This is a genomic window from Citrobacter koseri ATCC BAA-895 (assembly GCF_000018045.1).
GTDB classification, from domain to species: Bacteria; Pseudomonadota; Gammaproteobacteria; order Enterobacterales; family Enterobacteriaceae; genus Citrobacter_B; species Citrobacter_B koseri.
Genome location: NC_009792.1, coordinates 1219368 through 1237108, shown reverse-complemented (window position 1 = coordinate 1237108; position 17741 = coordinate 1219368). Strand labels below are relative to the sequence as shown.

General features: G+C 52.2%; 16 protein-coding genes. 10 read left to right on the top strand and 6 right to left on the bottom strand.

Annotated features, from left to right (window positions below):
- The first annotated feature begins 198 nt into the window (after positions 1 to 198).
- From CKO_RS05460 to CKO_RS05430, 7 genes are all read left to right on the top strand, one after another.
- Positions 199 to 1248 carry an ABC transporter substrate-binding protein gene (locus CKO_RS05460; protein ID WP_024130290.1) on the top strand — a complete coding sequence of 350 codons (1050 nt, stop codon included), beginning with the start codon at positions 199 to 201 and terminating at the stop codon, positions 1246 to 1248.
- A 66-nt stretch (positions 1249 to 1314) separates the two neighbouring features.
- Positions 1315 to 2379, top strand: coding sequence for a FecCD family ABC transporter permease (locus CKO_RS05455; protein WP_024130289.1), 1065 nt, complete (start codon positions 1315 to 1317; stop codon positions 2377 to 2379).
- Complete coding sequence (locus tag CKO_RS05450) at positions 2376 to 3197, top strand: ABC transporter ATP-binding protein (protein WP_012132149.1); 822 nt, start codon at positions 2376 to 2378, stop codon at positions 3195 to 3197. The genes CKO_RS05455 and CKO_RS05450 overlap by 4 nt, the downstream gene beginning before the upstream one ends.
- An 18-nt stretch (positions 3198 to 3215) precedes the next feature.
- Positions 3216 to 3656, top strand: a complete 441-nt coding sequence (locus tag CKO_RS05445; protein WP_012132148.1) for a pseudoazurin — start codon at positions 3216 to 3218, stop codon at positions 3654 to 3656.
- Positions 3657 to 3687: 31 nt separating this feature from the next.
- Entirely contained in the window at positions 3688 to 4239 is a 552-nt protein-coding gene (petA, locus tag CKO_RS05440; protein WP_012132147.1) for a ubiquinol-cytochrome c reductase iron-sulfur subunit, read from the top strand.
- A gap of 1 nt (position 4240) precedes the next feature.
- Positions 4241 to 5413, top strand: coding sequence for a cytochrome b (locus tag CKO_RS05435; RefSeq protein WP_012132146.1), 1173 nt, complete (start codon positions 4241 to 4243; stop codon positions 5411 to 5413).
- A 5-nt stretch (positions 5414 to 5418) separates the two neighbouring features.
- Complete coding sequence (locus tag CKO_RS05430) at positions 5419 to 6237, top strand: cytochrome c1 (RefSeq protein ID WP_012132145.1); 819 nt, start codon at positions 5419 to 5421, stop codon at positions 6235 to 6237.
- A 50-nt stretch (positions 6238 to 6287) separates the two neighbouring features.
- Here the strand turns inward: CKO_RS05430 and ychH are convergent, their stop codons facing one another.
- Positions 6288 to 6566, bottom strand: coding sequence for a stress-induced protein YchH (gene ychH / locus CKO_RS05425; RefSeq protein WP_012132144.1), 279 nt, complete (start codon positions 6564 to 6566; stop codon positions 6288 to 6290).
- Between the two features lie 275 nt (positions 6567 to 6841).
- Between ychH and pth the strand changes: the two genes are divergently transcribed.
- On the top strand, positions 6842 to 7426 hold the full coding sequence (gene pth, locus CKO_RS05420; protein WP_012132143.1) for an aminoacyl-tRNA hydrolase: 585 nt from the start codon (positions 6842 to 6844) through the stop codon (positions 7424 to 7426).
- 116 nt (positions 7427 to 7542) lie between these two features.
- Positions 7543 to 8634 (top strand): redox-regulated ATPase YchF, encoded by a 1092-nt coding sequence (ychF, locus tag CKO_RS05415; protein WP_012132142.1) that lies wholly within the window; start codon positions 7543 to 7545, stop codon positions 8632 to 8634.
- Positions 8635 to 8893: 259 nt separating this feature from the next.
- Here the strand turns inward: ychF and CKO_RS05410 are convergent, their stop codons facing one another.
- Positions 8894 to 9874: a Shedu immune nuclease family protein gene (locus CKO_RS05410; RefSeq protein WP_012132141.1), complete on the bottom strand. Its 981-nt coding sequence runs from the start codon at positions 9872 to 9874 to the stop codon at positions 8894 to 8896.
- Between the two features lie 357 nt (positions 9875 to 10231).
- On the opposite strand from CKO_RS05410, the gene CKO_RS05405 reads away from it, so the two are divergent.
- Positions 10232 to 11149 carry a hypothetical protein gene (locus CKO_RS05405; RefSeq protein ID WP_012132139.1) on the top strand — a complete coding sequence of 306 codons (918 nt, stop codon included), beginning with the start codon at positions 10232 to 10234 and terminating at the stop codon, positions 11147 to 11149.
- A gap of 303 nt (positions 11150 to 11452) precedes the next feature.
- On the opposite strand, the gene ybtS is transcribed toward CKO_RS05405, so the two are convergent.
- Genes ybtS through ybtP form a run of 4 tightly spaced genes read right to left on the bottom strand, consistent with a single transcriptional unit; the run spans position 11453 to position 17571 of the window.
- Complete coding sequence (gene ybtS, locus CKO_RS05400) at positions 11453 to 12769, bottom strand: yersiniabactin biosynthesis salicylate synthase Irp9/YbtS (protein ID WP_012132137.1); 1317 nt, start codon at positions 12767 to 12769, stop codon at positions 11453 to 11455.
- A gap of 27 nt (positions 12770 to 12796) precedes the next feature.
- Complete coding sequence (ybtX, locus tag CKO_RS05395) at positions 12797 to 14077, bottom strand: yersiniabactin-associated zinc MFS transporter YbtX (protein WP_001286279.1); 1281 nt, start codon at positions 14075 to 14077, stop codon at positions 12797 to 12799.
- Positions 14070 to 15872, bottom strand: coding sequence for a yersiniabactin ABC transporter ATP-binding/permease protein YbtQ (ybtQ, locus tag CKO_RS05390; RefSeq protein WP_012131848.1), 1803 nt, complete (start codon positions 15870 to 15872; stop codon positions 14070 to 14072). The genes ybtX and ybtQ overlap by 8 nt, the downstream gene beginning before the upstream one ends.
- A complete protein-coding gene (gene ybtP, locus CKO_RS05385) occupies positions 15859 to 17571 on the bottom strand; it encodes a yersiniabactin ABC transporter ATP-binding/permease protein YbtP (RefSeq protein WP_001327262.1) in 1713 nt (570 codons plus the stop codon). Before ybtP ends, ybtQ begins: the two co-directional genes overlap by 14 nt.
- Positions 17572 to 17741: the final 170 nt, after the last annotated feature.

The following is a 17741-nucleotide window of genomic DNA, read 5'->3' as shown; positions in this document are numbered from 1 at the left end:
GAGTGGACGGGATGGTCCATGGGATGATTTATTTGGCATAAATACCATTATGAATTGATGAGCCTATTCCTGCTGAGATTTTGCATTCTCATAATTTCATCATTCAATGTCATCTATCGTCATGTACCTGTCCCGATATATGGAACCAAATAAACCATGACCAGACGTTCAGATTCTGGCATGTACAGGACGATAACAATGTACGCAGACTTTACTTTACCTCATAAAAAATACCTTCTGGCTGTGGCTGGCGCAGCGTTATTATTCACATCAGGATTGACTCATGCGGCAAAAACAGTCTATCCGTTGACGATTAAAAACTGCGGCCGTGATATTACCTTCAATAAAGCCCCGGAACGCGTTGCCACGGTCGGGCAAAACAGCACTGAAATTCTTTATTCCCTGGGACTGGCCGAGCGCGTTGTCGGCACATCGCTGTGGTTCGGCCCCGTCCCGGATGCTTACAAAGCGGCAAATGAAAAAGTGGCCGTGATTGCGCAGAACATCCCCAGCTTTGAAGGCATTATTGCCAAAAAACCGGATTTGGTCGCCAGTCAGTTTGAATGGCAAATTGGGCCTGCCGGAACCGTCGCCTCTTACGAGCAGTTTAGCGAGTTGAACGTGCCGGTATATACCGCGCCTGCGGACTGCGCTAAAGACAACGAAGACGGTGGCGACGGTGTACGTAAAGGCATGTTTGATATTGCTATGGTTTATCAGGAAGTCTCCGATCTGGCGAAAATTTTTGACGTGCAGGACAAAGGCGATGAATTGATCGCCAGTCTGAAGGCCCGTGAAGCTGCCGCCAAAGACAAAATTGCCGGAATGGATAAAAACGTCTCCGCCGTATTCTGGTTTTCCAGCGCCGATCTGCAACTGGACCCCTATGTGGCCGGGAAATTTGGCCCTGCCGCATGGATCGCCCAGACGCTGGGGGTGAAAAATGTGATTGATTCTGCTGAAGAGTGGCCAACCGTTGGCTGGGAAACCATCGCGAAAGCCAGCCCGTCCGTCATTGTTCTCGGTGAAATGAGCCGTCGTCGTTTCCCGGCAGATGACTGGCAGGTCAAACTGGAATATCTCAAGTCCGACCCCGTGACTAAACTCATCCCCGCCGTGAAGGAGAACCATCTGCCGGTGGTGGATGTGCAAACAATGAACGCCGGCATCAGAACGATAGATGGCGTCGAGAAACTCGCAGATGCGTTGGTTGAATACGGTCTGGCACATCCGAAAACGGCTCAATAATCTTTATGTCGCGCTATGTCTTACCGGGCATAGCGCGCCTCTGGTATTCAGAATTGCAGGTAGATGATGAGCGAAACTCGCAGGACGCGTCGCGCTGTCGGCCAGTTAACGATAAGAATCGGGGGACACGCCCTTTGGGTCAGCGTGCTGATGTGCTGCGTTCTATTGGCGGGGATCTCCATTGGCGAGACGTTTATCCCCTGGCAGCATGTTATCCATACGCTTTCTAACCAGTTCTTTGATACGCGCTATGCCGTTGATGCGCTGGATGCGGGCATTATCTGGAACTATCGCCTGACGCGGGCGTTGGTTTCTGCCTGTTGTGGCGCGTGTCTGGCGGTTTCCGGCGTCGTATTGCAGTCATTGCTACGAAACGCGCTGGCAGAGCCTTATCTACTGGGGATCTCTGCCGGCGCCTCGACCGGCGCTGTTCTGATCGCCTTAACAGGGCTTGGCGCTGGGATCGTCAGCATGTCGCTCGGGGCTTTTATTGGGGCGTTAACGGCTTTTCTTTTCGTGGCGTTACTGGCGATCGCCGCCGGGGGGAGACAGGGAAGCGCCACCACGCAAATCATCCTGGCCGGGATCGCCAGTTCACAGTTATTTAATGCCCTCACCTCGCTAATCATCACTCGCTCAGCGAATGCAGAACAGGCTCGTGGGATTATGTTCTGGCTGCTGGGCAATCTGAGCGGCGTTCGCTGGCCAGATGTCGTTTTGGCCGTCCCTACCGCGCTGGTCGGTGTGGCGTTATGTTTTTGTTACGCCCGTCATCTGGATGCGTTTTCGTTTGGCGCAGAGTCCGCAGCGTCACTTGGCATCCCGGTAAAACGCACGCGCGGAGTCCTGATTGCCGCCGTTACCGGTATGACGGCAATTATGGTCTCCATTGTCGGGGCGATTGGTTTTGTCGGCCTGGTGATCCCCCATGCCGCCCGCCTGCTGGTGGGTAATCAACACCATCGATTGCTGCCGGTCAGCGCCATGATCGGCGCCATTTTTCTCATTATCGCCGACGTAATCTCCAGAACATTACTTCCCGGGCAGGTGTTACCCATCGGGGTGATTACGGCGCTTGTAGGCGCACCTGCGTTTTCCATCATTTTGATCAGAGGAAACCAGACAAAATGACGGTAAATTCTGCTCTCACCGCTCCACGCTATCCTTCTGCAACAGTCCGAAGCCTGGTGCAGGCGCAGCAACTGTACTGGGAAGTGAAAGGCAAAGCCATCGTCAGCGACGTCTCTTTTCACGTCGCGCCCGGTGAGTTTGTCGGCATTATCGGCCCCAATGGCTCAGGCAAAACATCACTGATCTCATTGCTTGCCGGTTTACTGAAACCCTCGTCAGGCAGCGTAACGCTGGAGAATAAAAATATTCGCCATTACTCACGCCGCCATTTAGCGCAAAAAGTGGCGCTGGTGGAACAACAAGCGGAAACCAGTGAACGTCTCACCGCATTGCAGGCTGTCTCTCTGGGGCGCACCCCGTGGTTGAGTCTGCTCTCGCCCTGGTCTAAACAAGATGACGATATTGTCCAGACCATGCTGGAGAAGGTAGATCTACAGCGCGTACAAAATCGCTGCTGGAATACCTTTTCTGGCGGGGAAAAACAGCGTTTGCATATCGCCCGGGCCCTGGCGCAGCAGCCGAAAGTGCTGCTGATGGATGAACCCACGAACCATCTCGACATTCAACATCAGATAGGCCTGCTTAATCTGGTGAAACGCCAGAAGCTCACCGTCATTGCGGCTCTGCACGACCTGAACCATGCCGCCATGTTCTGCGACCGCATTCTCGTAATGAAAGCGGGTCAACTGGCAATGCAGGGCAGCCCTGCAACCATTTTTACGCCTGAAAACCTCAGCCAGTGGTTTGGCATTAATGCCATCGTTGAGCAGGCGCCGGATGGATTGAGTTGCTTCATCCGCTACCAACGACCGGAATAAACACCTAAGGGAGAACCCATGAAATTGATTAAGCAAAGCCTGAGCATGTTATGTCTGTTAGCGCTGACCACCACGGCTTTCGCTCAGACCCACGAAGTGCTGATGAAAAACAGAGGCGCGGGCGGCCCGATGGTATATGAACCTGATTATCTGGCGATTCAGCCAGGCGACACCGTGAAGTTTATTCGCAAGCATAAGAGCCATAACGCTGCGTCAATCGCAGAGCTTTCGCCAGCAGGCTACCCCGGATTTGTCGGCAAGATTGATGAGGAAATTGAGGTCAAGTACGACAAACCTGGATTTTACGGTATTAAATGCACCCCGCATTACGCGCAAGGGATGGTGATGCTCATTAAAGTGGGTGATGCAACCCTGCCTGACAGCTATCGAACCTTTAAGGCGCCGGGGATCGCGGATAAGCGTTTCCAGGACATTTATACACGCATTGAGAAACAGTAATCCAGATACGCGAAAATGGTGGGGGCGCACGGTGGCGGATAAAAAACAGGGCAATGAAGATGTTCAGGTACAGCGGCGAGAATGCCTGTGTAAACTCACAAAATTTGTCGGGGCTGCGGGTGTCACCGCCGCCGTCTGGCCGCTCATCTCCGCACTGGGGCCGGATGATAAAACCGTAGCGGAAAACGAACCTGTCGATGTCTCTCTCGCCGGGGTTGCCGTCGGTCAGACGGTGAAAAGAGTCTGGCAGGGAAAGCTTATCCTTATTCATCACCGTACCCCGGAGGAAATTCGCTCAGCGCAGCAGGCGGATGTCCATCGTTTTATCGATCCGCAGGCTGACGGCGAACGTATCAAGACAGAGTATCCGCAGTGGCTGGTCATTCAAGGTTACTGCCCCCACGCAGGCTGTGTGCCCAATGCCAAACCCGGTGGGCAAGGCTGGGTATGCCCTTGTCATGGCTCGGAGTTTGACACTTCAGGGCGCGTCACGCGGGGGCCCGCTACGGCGAATCTCGCAATCCCCGATTACGCGTTTCATCCCGATGGCCTGACGGTGCGTATCGGCGCGAAGGAAGTCTGAAATGGCGGCAGAACATCTATCCATACCCCGACGAGAGCGAGTGTGGCGTATTCCCTTCCCTCGTACGGTCGCAGGCGTCTGGGTTTTTGCCGTCGGGATCATTCTGCTGGTGATGCTCGGAGTACAAATCCTTTCTGGTCTCGTTCTGGCGATGTTTTATGTACCCACGGAAGGGCTGGCCTTTGATTCAATCATTCATATTATGCGATCCGTGAGACACGGCGAACTGGTGCGCAACGCGCATTCTATTGGCGCATCGCTATTTTTCTTCGCCTGTTACCTGCACATCTTCCGCGCCATGTATTACAACGTGTACCGAAAGCCTTATCTCAAAATGTGGATGATAAGCGTGACGTTATACGTGTTACTGATGATCACCGCATTTCTGGGATATAGCCTGATTTGGGGGCAAAAAAGCTACTGGGCCGCCACCGTTATTACCGGATTCACTCGTGCGATCCCGTGGGTGGGAGATACGTTGTATTCGTTTTTAGTCGGCGGGTATGCTCCAGGAACACCCACATTAGGCCGGTTTTATGTGCTTCATTTTATTATCCCCTTCGTCATTGTCGGGGGAACGATATGGCATATCCGCACCGTACAGTCCGCATTTGCGCAGGCAATGAAAAAGACATTTACGCAGAGCGAGTCCCGGAAACTGTTTTTCGATTATAAAATCACCGACAGTGATGCCATCAAGCTCACTCTTTTCATGATGCTGTTCGCCTGGTTTTTATTCTTTGCCCCGCACTATCTCAGCAGCGCCGATAATTTTATCCCGGCAGATCCCACCGTAACGCCCGCTGTCGTGGCGCCTGAGTGGTATTTTTTGCCGTTCTTTTCCATTTTGCGCTGCTTCCCAAACGAACTTCTCGGGATAGTCGCCATGTGTGCTTCAGTGCTGATTTTTTATTTTCTCCCCTGGCTCGACACTTCACGCGCCCGCTTTCGCAATTACAGCAAGCTCGTTAAATGTGGTTTTTGGCTCTGGGTTGCTAATGCATTCTTTTTAGGATGGCTGGGTTCAAAAGCGCTGGTCGGCCCCGACCTGCCTGACGGTTTCAGTAATGAAGAGGGCTGGATACGCGCGGCATCGCAACTTTCAACGCTGGTTTACTTCGGATGGTTTGTCATCGTACTGCCCTGCCGACGTTTTCTGGAAAAGCAGGATTAACCGCCATGAAGGGATTAGTAAGATATAGCGTTTTATGGCTGTGCATTCTGGGCGCCAGCGCTGTCTGTGCGCAAGAGACGCCACCTCGCCAGGCGTGGAGTTTTAGCGGCATAACGGGCCACTATGATAAAGAACAACTGCGGCGCGGTTTACAGGTCTACGAAGAGAAATGCCGCGCCTGCCACGGGATGGTTCATCTTAATTTTCGCACCCTGACAAAGCCAGGCGGACCCGAACTCTCGCTCACAGAGGCAAAGCGTCTTGCCAGCGGCTACGTCTTTCCCGACATTCAGGATGATGGTCAACCCGGCGAGCGGGAAGGCAATCTCAATGATACGTTTGTCTCGCCCTACCTTAACGATCAGGAAGCAAGATATCTTAATAATGGCGCCCTTCCCGTCGATTTAACCTATATCGTTCGCGCCAGAACGTACGACCGGGGGTTCCCGCAATTTCTGTTCGATGCCTTCTTGCCCTATACCGATCAGGGGGCGGATTACGTCTATGCCTTGTTGACCGGTTATCTGCCTGACGACCCGGAAATGAAGGCAAACCGATACGCTCCCGGCGGCATAATTAACATGCCGAAGCCGTTGTCTGATGGGGAGATCAACAGGTCAGAAAAGGACGATATACCAGAAACCGAAGAGCAGTACGCGCGGGACGTTACGGCTTTTCTGGCATGGGCTGCCGATCCGGCGCTTGAACAGCGAAAGCATCAGGGCCATTACGTAATGAGTTATCTGGTCATTATGCTGGCATTGCTGCTGATTTTGCGCCGATTAAAGAGACGCTCGTCAGAAAAAACGAGTGAGAATGGTTAAGACAATGACCAGTCAGTCCAAGCTGACTGGTCTTAAACCGACGCGATACCTTAGCTGTGACGGCGATTGTCGTTACGGCGGCAACGTTTGTCGTAGTGGCGAACCCACCAGTAACGATCGCTCACCTGTTCATGCCCACCAACGCGGGCGCCTGCCAGCCAGAGAATGGCACCGACAAAGATGCTCAGCACCGCACCATGTGCAAAAAATTGTGGCAGGTTAAACTGCGGTAACTGGTTTAAAATAGAATAACCAACACCAACCACCATGACCACTAACCCCAACCCCATGAGCACGTTACCGAGTAACGAAGCGTTTTTGCGTTTCATATGTCACCTCCGGAACTTTTGGGTTGTTTCAGGGAATACCCCTAATCCTTATGTGTAAAGTATAGACAACACTGTGCTCTATGAGTGCGTGGGCGATCACAATTACAACCTGTTATTCAACAAAACTTTACAAATAACCCTCTGAACAGCTTGACTTTCCAATAGTTCAAACAGGCAATTATTCAGCTTCCGGCGCAATCCACGCTGTTTTTTGTCAAGCGCGGCCGCAGACAGTAAACTACGCGCCAGTTATAGACACACTCAGGACAAAAAACGTGACGATTAAATTGATTGTCGGCCTGGCGAACCCCGGCGCAGAATACGCGGCGACACGCCATAATGCGGGCGCATGGTACGTCGATTTACTGGCAGAGCGACTACGCGCGCCTCTGCGTGAAGAGCCGAAATTCTTCGGTTACACCTCCAGAGTGACCCTCGAAGGGGAAGATGTTCGCCTGCTGGTGCCGACCACGTTTATGAATCTGAGCGGTAAAGCCGTCGGCGCGATGGCCAGTTTTTACCGCATCATGCCCGATGAGATTCTGGTTGCCCACGACGAACTGGATCTCCCCCCTGGCGTCGCGAAATTTAAGTTAGGCGGCGGACACGGTGGTCATAATGGCCTGAAAGATATCATCAACAAACTGGGTAATAACCCTAACTTTCATCGCTTACGTGTCGGAATTGGTCATCCGGGCGATAAAAATAAAGTTGTCGGTTTTGTTCTGGGTAAACCGCCAGTGTCGGAACAAAAGTTAATTGACGACGCCATTGACGAAGCGGCACGTTGTACTGAAGTCTGGTTCAAAGAAGGGTTAACCAAAGCGACGAACCGATTACATGCCTTTAAAGCACAATAAGCAGTGATGTGCGGCATTTTTGCCGCGCGCTGTGTATAATAGGCAAAGTTGTTTACTTTTCTACAATCTGTTTTCTGCAACAGGTTGATTATCAAGATATTAAGGTGATTTAAATCATGGGATTCAAATGCGGTATCGTTGGTTTGCCCAACGTCGGGAAATCCACCCTGTTCAACGCCCTGACTAAAGCCGGTATTGAAGCGGCAAACTTCCCGTTCTGCACCATCGAGCCAAATACCGGTGTAGTGCCGATGCCCGATCCGCGTCTGGACAAACTGGCTGAGATTGTCAAGCCGCAGCGCATTCTCCCTACCACCATGGAGTTCGTCGACATTGCCGGTCTGGTAAAAGGCGCGTCGAAAGGCGAAGGCCTGGGTAACCAGTTCCTGACAAACATCCGTGAAACCGAAGCGATTGGTCACGTAGTACGCTGCTTTGAAAACGACAACATCATCCACGTTGCGGGGAAAGTAAACCCGGCGGAAGATATTGACGTTATCAACACCGAGCTGGCGCTGTCCGACCTTGATACCTGTGAACGCGCCATTCACCGCGTGCAGAAGAAAGCCAAAGGCGGCGATAAGGACGCGAAAGCTGAGCTGGCCGCGCTGGAAAAATGCCTGCCGCACCTGGAAAACGCCGGCATGCTGCGCTCACTGGATCTGACAGACGAAGATAAAGCGGCGATCCGCTATCTGAGCTTCCTGACGCTGAAGCCGACCATGTATATCGCTAACGTCAACGAAGATGGCTTCGAAAATAACCCGTACCTGGATCAGGTTCGCGCCATTGCCGATGCAGAAGGCTCTGTCGTGGTTCCGGTTTGTGCCGCTATCGAGGCCGACATCGCAGAACTCGACGATGCTGACCGTGACGAGTTTATGGCTGAGCTGGGTATTGAAGAACCGGGTCTCAACCGCGTAATTCGCGCTGGCTACAAGCTGCTGAATCTGCAAACTTATTTTACCGCTGGTGTGAAAGAAGTACGCGCGTGGACGATTCCTGTCGGCGCAACCGCACCGCAGGCTGCGGGTAAAATTCACACCGATTTTGAGAAAGGCTTTATTCGTGCACAGACCATCGCTTTCGACGACTTCATCACGTACAAAGGTGAACAAGGCGCGAAAGAAGCCGGTAAGATGCGTGCGGAAGGCAAAGACTACATCGTTAAAGACGGCGATGTGATGAACTTCTTGTTCAACGTCTAATTGTTGCCTTATGAGGTTTCAATAAACCTCGTAAAGTCCACAAAAACCCATAAAATCCACGCAATTGCGTGGATTTTTTATTTAAAGCGTATCCGTTGATATCATGGAAGCGCGATCGGAACTGAGTATAGCGGTGGTATAATCTGAATAGCCACCCATTTTGTAGACGCCTTAAGTGGTTGTAGTTATAAATTATCCTTTGTATGAGGCTTCTTGTCCGCAATGACAGGCGGAAGTCGGCTAAAAACGATATTACATGTTATTTGATCATATCCAGAATGTCTTGAGCCTTTTGAAATAGCTCGTCATAAGTGACAATCTCAACGTTTGTCATACTATTTCTGAATAGCTCAAATGATTTGTATTGACTATTATTTTTAAGCTCCGACTCAAGTGTACCAATAACAATTAAGCATTTAGGATTGAATGCCGAAAATGAATCACCTCCGTTACCTTCACTTAGTTTGAAATATTCCTTCATTAATTGGTCTTTATAATTTAACACCTGAACAAACGCCCCAGATAGTTCTTCGCTAATTGAATAGGCATTAGTTCTATATCTTCTCCCCAGTAATATCGTCTTTGGGGTCTTTATTTCGACCAATACTATATTTCCAGTCAGCCTGCTTGCGTAGATAAAGTCGACAAGATTACCACCCGAATTGTTTATTGATTTTCCACCAACATAGCATTTACTGCCTAACTGAAACATACTTTGTGGAAATATCTGTGATAATACAGCAGGACATTTTTGTAGAAGAGTTTGCCAGAATTCCTCGGATGCATTTTCACGATTTACTTTCCAGACACCTATTGCTTCCTCTAAAGAGATTTCGACCTGCTCATCCAGCTTGACCTCTGCTACACACTTAGAGGCAGACACTATTTCTGATATTTTATTTAAATGTTCTTTCCTGGCCTTTCTTAGCCACTCAGCCGAATATATTTCCGGCTGCCTGTCAATAATCGCATGATGATTCGGGCACAACAGAAGATAGTTTTCTGTTTGAAGTAGTTGGTCTGCATTTGTAGAAGGGTTGTATCTTGGCCCGTGAGAGTGAATGGCTTCAATCGAAGCTATTTCCCCAATAAATGATGAGTCCTGAAGCATGAGGTTTTGATCACAACCTGGAAACGAGCATCGATAGCCGCTCAATATAGCTACCTGCCGCTTCACGCTAGCGGAGAGATAACGTCTTACCTTTCTCTCAAAGGTTACTTTTTCCGCCTCAAATTCCATTAGCACAACCTCAACTTTAGCAGTGTATTTTATTTATCCTGACGCGCATCTTGCAGATGCGTACAGCATATTCGAGTATCTTTACCTGCATCATACGATTTTGTCAGTAGATTTCCACTCACCGTTTTTGAGTGAAGATTCTCCGCAATGAGCGACAACATCTGGTCGCCAGCTGCGCTCAGCCGCTGTCGACTCATCATTGCCCTTTGCACTAAACATAAATCTGCCCGAAATGGGTGTTCATGAACGGAAGCTTTACTCATCATTGACCAATAGGAAAAAGTTGATCAACCAAGTAACACAGGTAAGATATATCTAATCCGAATCATTAAGAAGCACTATGCAAGTGAGGGTCCTATGGGGATTCCAGGAAATTATTACCTTAAGGGTTATATAGATGACTCCAGGTCAGGCTACATCGAGACGCTCTTTCAGGCAACATTCTCTGGCACAGAAGAAGTTGTTGCATCCTGCCCCCTTTTACCCGAAGAAGTTTTTCTCTTGGTCGAACGGCTTTACTGGACCTCGATTGATGGCGACACGATTTATAAAAACGATGACAGCGGTACTAAATTAATTCTAAAATATCCTTTTTCACGATTTTGGGATGTTATTACAAATAACTTTGCTATAGCACAATATTCTGAGCATTACGGGCTTTCTTTTCAGCTAAATTTGAGAGAGAAACTCAATCTCGATAACCTGCGATTCCCTCATTTCATCCGCATCACACTGCCGGGAAACTCGATTGGTGACGAATTTAACAAAATAAAAACACGCCCTCATCATGCTGGTATTGATCATTTCGAATGCCGCTCAGATATAATTTCTCATGCTACATATGTAGAAGGAATGTTGTACAAAATAATAATTAATAGTGGACTGTCAGTAACCGGGTCCATTGATGAAATGACATTTAATGAGAAAATAGTATTTTGCAGAAATAACAAGCTACTCAAGATGAAACTTATTAATATAGTCTGGCTTTTGAAAAATTTAAGAAATGAGGCAGCCCATCAATTTTCCTTTGAAATTGATGACTCTTCAGAAAGTCATCTAGAAATAAAACCCGTCAGCGAAAAACTGTTAGTCGGGATAAAAGAGTTTGTTAAAACCTGCGAGAAGCGATATGGTTTGACAGCAGCTAAGATACATCGCTTTGATAATAGCTTTCGAATGCTTGCGGGAGAGCTAAATGAAGCAGCTAACCTTACCCAGGTCATTACTCTGGGAAAGCAGTTCCCGGTCGAACTATCTAGTTATTTTTACGGATAATGGAAACTACAAATTATCAACGCTAGCAGAGAATTCAGAACCGAGTATGAGTCAATCTAAGATATCCGGCCATCCCCGTTGATAATGGTTAGCGAACTCCCTTCAATGTTGGCATGGTTAAATGTTCGCTCAAGGGAATTGTGGTTTTCAGGGATCTGAGCTTTTGACCCATAACGTATCTTCGTGAAAGAGTCACCTTTCACGAATAACAAAAATCCACGCCAAAGCGTGGATTTTTTTCATAACGCTGCACTTCACATTAATAACCAGCCGCTGACTGCCTGGACGGGCAATCTCACCCGACTACCCCTGCTCTGCCGCTATTAAATAGGGCGCAATGCTCGCTAATTTCTCCCGGGTTTCCGTCAGTTCGCGTTCCGGCGTAGATTGCGCGATGATTCCCGCCCCCGCCTGTATCCAGCTGCGCTGGCTGTCCTGAAATACGGAACGCAGGACCAGCGCCGCATCGAAGCGCGTATCGTCCAGCAGCAGAATTGCGCCGGAATAAAGCTCTCGCGGCGTATTCTCAATTTGCATAATCGCGTTCAGAGCAGCGTTTTTAGGGATGCCTGAGGCGGTAATCGACGGAAACAATACAGTAAACGCATCCCAGGCATCCTTGTTTTCCGCAAGCTGACCGCTCACGCCAGACCCCAGATGCTGAACGCTGCCGCGCTGGCGAACCGACATTAAATCTTCAACCACCACGCTGCCCGGCTGGCAAACGGCCTCCAGTTCAGCAATAGCTTCTTTGACAGAAAGGATATGCTCAAGCACCTCTTTACTGTCGTGCAGCAGTTCTGCCTCTTTCGCCTTATTATGCTCCGGGTTTCCCATGCGATCGCGGGTGCCCGCAAGCGGTTCAGTGACCACTTTATTGCCCGTCACTGACATCACCAGTTCCGGGCTAAAGCCCAGCGCTTCGCGTCCTTCCTGACGGAACATAAACGAGCGCACAGGCGTGTTTGCCTGCCGACCGTATAACAGCGTGGCAGGCATATCAATCCGCGATGGCAGGGGAATGGCGCGCGAGACAATCACTTTGACATACTCGCCACGGCGGATCTCCGCAACGGCGCGTACAACCTGTTGTTTATACGCCTCACCATTGAGGGCGGTATCCACCGCCAGTGGTGCGTTCTGCGTCGTTGTACCGGCCTCTTTTACCCACTCGCACAGACGTCGGCACCCGTCGGCGGAGTCCGCATAAACGGTGACATTTCCCTTTTCAAAAATAAGTTCTTCACGGGGAACGGTTAACGTCAGCAGCGGCCACTCCCCGGCGTTAAAGGCAATCCCCCGCGCATGCGCCGCAAAGTTGAACCCGACCTGTCCATATACCCGACGTCCTTTCACCTGAGGATGCGCCATAAAACGACGCGCGCAGTCGGCAATGGAATCCACCGCCCATTTTTGCTCCCCGGCATCATCAATAAATGTCGCCTGCGTTCCATCGGCATTAATGTGCAACCGTGCCTGGCACCCTTTGCCTAAATACCAACAGGGTTGACGCTCATAGACATAACACTCTTCTTCTGCGAACTGGCGTAAAACGCCAGAAATCGTCGGCAGCCATTGTTCCTCTGGTAACGCCAGGTGTAAAAATTCACTGATTTTCATCCCTTACCTCTCTGTGTTATTCCCGGATCAATCAATTGCGCTTGTCATCAGTTCTCTTGCCGAATGCAGCCGGATATAAGCAACCCACGCCGCCAGCAACGTGAATACCCCGGCAAACAGGAAGCAGGCCGCATAGCCAAAATGTTGAGCAACAACGCCGCCGATAACACCAGCCAGGATGGCGATTGCCGCGTCAGTACATTGAAAGAGGGTGAAGTCGACACCGGCCTGCAAAGGCGATGAAAGCGACATCAGCGTGGCGTAAAGACAGACCAGCGCGCAGGCCAGCGAAATGGACTGGACAATGACCAGACACTGGAGAATCGGCAGCAACAGATGACCCGGCGCCATCATGAACGTCATCACCACCGCCAGCAGCGCGATCCCCTGGACGCCATAAGCCGTCAACAGCGCTCTGCCGGGTGAGGTGTATTTCATCAGTAATCCGCCGGCCAGCGTTCCTGCTATGCCCGCTGCAATATTGCCGCCGCTGAACAGCGCGCCCAACGCAGACATGCTCAACCCATGATCCAACAACAGCGGCGCCAGAAGAGGCAGCACAAACCGCATGCCTGAATTCAGCATTAATACCAGCAGTAAGCCCAGGCGCGCCTGCTTCCTCCTTAGCGCATAACCTAACGCCGGAACATGCGGGATAGGCGCTGTTCGCGTCGGCTCCGTAATGCGCCACAGCGGGAATGACAGCGCCATAATCAGCATCGCCATCATCAGCATGGCGACAGGCCAGCCGGATGCTGCCGACAACATCAGGAACACCCCGCCGCCGCACATCATTCCCAGATAGCTGCCGCCGACCTGCACGCTGTTTCCCCAGCCGTAACCCGCGCGAGTCAGTTGATCGACGCAAAAGCCGTCGCTGGCGATATCAATGGTGGAAGCGACCGTGCCTGCCACCATAAACAGAACAAATAACGCGACGATTTGCGTATCGGGAAATCCTCCTTCTCGCCCAAACCAGCCAATCGCTGCGGCAATCATCAGGATCGCCGCTAGCGCGACCTGACCACGCAGGATTAACATCCGCGAACGGCGTTCCTGGCTACCGGGCGGAAGCCGCCAGCGTTCGATCCACGGCGCCCAAATAAACTTCAGCGCCCAGGGCAGCATGAACAGGGTTGTCGCACCGGCAAGCGCCAGCGATCCGCCAGCAGCGCGCACCAGCGCGGGTAAGGACTGCATAGACAGCGCCGATACCAGACTCTGCGTCACATAGACGCCGGCAATAGCAAAAATCACCCGCCCGGTCGTCAACGTCAGCGGTTTCACATTCGACTGAACATCACTCATGCACCCACTCTCCAGACGCGGAAACCCCGTCGTCGCGCCACACGCGCGCGGCCATTTGCGCCTGCCACAGCGCCTGATAACGTCCATGATGTGAGAGCAATTGCGCATGAGTACCCTGCTCAACCACCTGTCCCTCTTCTATCACCAGAATGTTTCCGGCCCCGGCGATGGTGGATAAACGGTGAGCGATGATAATCACCGTCCGGTTGTGAACCAGGTTATCGATCGCTTTTTGCACCGCCAGCTCGCTTTCAATATCCAGCGCGGCAGTCGGTTCATCGAGAATGACGACCGGCGCGTTTTTCAATAACGCTCTGGCAATGGAAATCCGCTGGCGCTCGCCGCCCGATAGCTGGCCGCCCATCTCTCCCATTGGCGTCAGCCAGCCTTGCGGAAGACGGGAAATAAACTCAAGGCACTGCGCCGCGCGGGCGGCCTCTTCTACCTCCTGCCGCGTCGCCTGTGGGCGCGCGATACGGATATTCGCCAGCAGCGTGTCATCAAACAGCCAGACATCCTGGAAAACAACAGAAATCAGGCTATTGAGCTGTTCCGGCGTCAGGCGGCGAATATCGACGCCGCCAATAGAAATCTGCCCTTGCTGCGGATCGGCATAGCGCATTAACAGTTTGGTGACCGTAGTTTTGCCTGCGCCGGAGGCACCCACCAGCGCGCTCATACTGGCTGCCGGGAACGTCAAAGAAACATGATTAAGCGCGTGGCCGTCGCCTTCTTCGTAGCGATAGCTGACGTTGTCAAAGCGGATATCGTAACGTTCCGGCATCTCGCTTTGCTCTGCGACGGGAAGCGGTGCTATCGCCATAAACTGCTCAATCCGTTGCAGGGCGCTGGCGATCAGTTCCACAACCGAGGTGTAGCTGATAAACATCGCCATCGGTTCTGCGAAGCGCATAATCATCGCGACGGCGGCAATCAAAAAGGCGAGGTTCAGAGTGCCCGTCACTACCCAGACGATCCCGGATAACACCACCACCTGTAGGCCCAACTCCACGACGCTGGCGATCAGCATCGTCGCGCCAGCGCCCTGACGGTGAGTGCGGGTCTGTAAGTTTTCCAGCGCATTGAAATGCGCCAGCAGCGCCCGGCTTTTATCGGCATCGCTGCCGCAGGTGCGCAATACCATCATCCCCTGAGCAAATTCAACGATATCGCCGCTCAGACGCTGGTGCGCTTCCCCCAGCGTCTGCATTTGTCGCCGCATCGCCGGGCGGCGCCAGTAATAAAACGGCACCAGCAGAGGGAAGATCAGCAACATCACCAGCCCCAGCCGCCAGTCTATCCACAATGTCGCCAGCGACGCCGTCAGCGGCGTGACAATGGTGAGCAGCAAAATATTGGCTATCGCAATAACATAATTGAGGTTTTCATCCACGCTGCCCAGCAGCAAGGCGTTCATTTCACCCGCCCTGCCGCGCTGGAGCTTCTCCAGCGGCACGCGGCGTAACTGCTCGCCAAGTCGCAGGCGCAACTCATGGGTGGCCTGCGCCAGATGACCACGGTATTCAAAGCCCAGGCCATACCAGCGTAGCACCAGCGTCACAATTGCGGCGACGCTGAAGGCCATAGCCCAGTTAAGAAGTTGCGGCGCGTCTCCCCGTAACAGCGCATCAATGATCGGATAAAGACAGGCAAAGGCGATCCCCTGCATGAATGCCGCCAGCAACAGCGCCAGCATACTGCGTCGCAGCATCCTGGCCTGACTGCCAACGCTGGAGATAAGCTGGCGCCAGTTGACGCGCCAGGCCAGGTTATCCGCAGGATTATTGTCTTTCATTTTCCACCACCTCTTCCTGTGTTCCACCCGGCACCCAATGCTGCGCCTGCTGATAGTGTTGCCAGAGCCGTTGATACAGGCCGCCCTGCGCCAACAGTTGCGTATGGTTCCCCATTTCCCTGAGCTGTCCGTCGGAAAACAGCAATATCACATCGGCCTGAGTCACCATTGAGAGACGATGCGCGACCATGATGACCGTCCGGCCACGCATGGCCGCCGCGAGCGCCTTGATAAGCGCCGCTTCGTTTTCCGGGTCAGCAAACGCCGTCGCCTCATCGAGCACCAGGATGGGGCGATCCTGCAAAAGCGCCCGGGCGATAGTAATGCGCTGCCGCTGGCCGCCGGAGAGAAATACCCCACGTTCCCCGACTCGTGTGTTGTAACCTTCTGGCAGAGCGCTAATAAAATCATGGGCCTGCGCCACTCTGGCCGCCGCTATTACCGCCTCCAGCGGCGTATCCGGCGCGCCCAGACGAATGTTATTGGCTATCGTGTCGGCAAAAAGGAAGTTGTCCTGAAACACAAACGAGAGTTGCTTCATCAGGGTGTCCGTCTGCATATCACGCAGATCCACGCCTCCAATACGGATATGGCCTTTGTCCGGGTCGGCGTAACGCAGCAGCAAGCGCGCCACGGTGCTTTTTCCGGCGCCGCTTGGCCCGACCAGCGCCACAATTTGCCCGGCAGGCACATGAAAGCTCACCTCCTGCAACGCGGCGCCAGTACGCGCTTGCGGATAATGAAAGCTCACCTGCTCAAAGGTAATGCTCGCCTCTTGCGGCTGCTGGTCAGACTGCGGCAGCGATAACTCCGGCATCGCGAGAACCTGATAAATACGCTGAATGCTTAAACGCGTTTGCGCGACCAGGTTATTGAGCATCATCATTGGCATTACGGCTTCGGCCATTCCGCTGCCCAGCAGTAAAACGGCCACCCACGCGATAAAATCGAAACTGCCATAGTGCAGCAGGCCGTATCCCGACCAGATCAGGACAAACAGGGTCGGGAGAGGATTCAGAATCGAGAAGGAAAAACGCGCTGAAAAACCGGCTTTGCGATACCAGGTTTTGAGCACATCGACCCACTCTTCAAGGGCGCGTTGATAGCGCAAAAAACTGGTGCTGCCGCTATCAAACGTTCTCACCACGGGCATGGCCTGCACGAACTCAATCACCGCCGCGCTGACCTGCTCGCGCGCCTTATGATAACGCTGAGCCATATCTTCCGAACGCTGGCGGGCGAGCACGAGAACAACCGATCCAAACGCCAGTACCCCCAGCGTCGCGATTGCCAGCCGCCAGTCCAGCCAGAACAAGATAACGATTGTCGCCAGCGGCATGATGATCGCGCGGGCATAGAGCGGCGTGCTGTCGGCCACAAAAATATGTAACGACTTCACGTCATCCAGCATCACTTTCGCCACTGACCCGCTGCCCATTTGCTGTAACACGCCAGGCGGAAGCTGCAATGCTTTACGGGCTAACCTGCTGCGCAGAATGTTCTCCAGATGAAAAGCCGCGTAATGAGAGGTGTTGAACGCCTGTAAGCGCAGAACAAAAGTTAAGACCACGCAGCCGATCACGCCGCCCAGCGGCCAGGCCGGAATAGCGTCAGGCGTCGCGCGAATGTCACGCAGGCTCCACGCCAGAAAAAGGAGCGCCCCCAGGCTGGTTAATGCCGCCAGCCCCGCCAGCGCCATAGCTAAAATAACCTTCCTGCGAACCGGTGTAATCACCTGCCAGAGAGGAAATCGGGACAGCGATTCAGTATTGGATGATTGAGATGACATGGGAGTAACTGAATTTCCTGATGAATTTTTACGGACGCCAAAAACGACAATTCAGGGTGGCGTTCTGAGAATTAATGTGA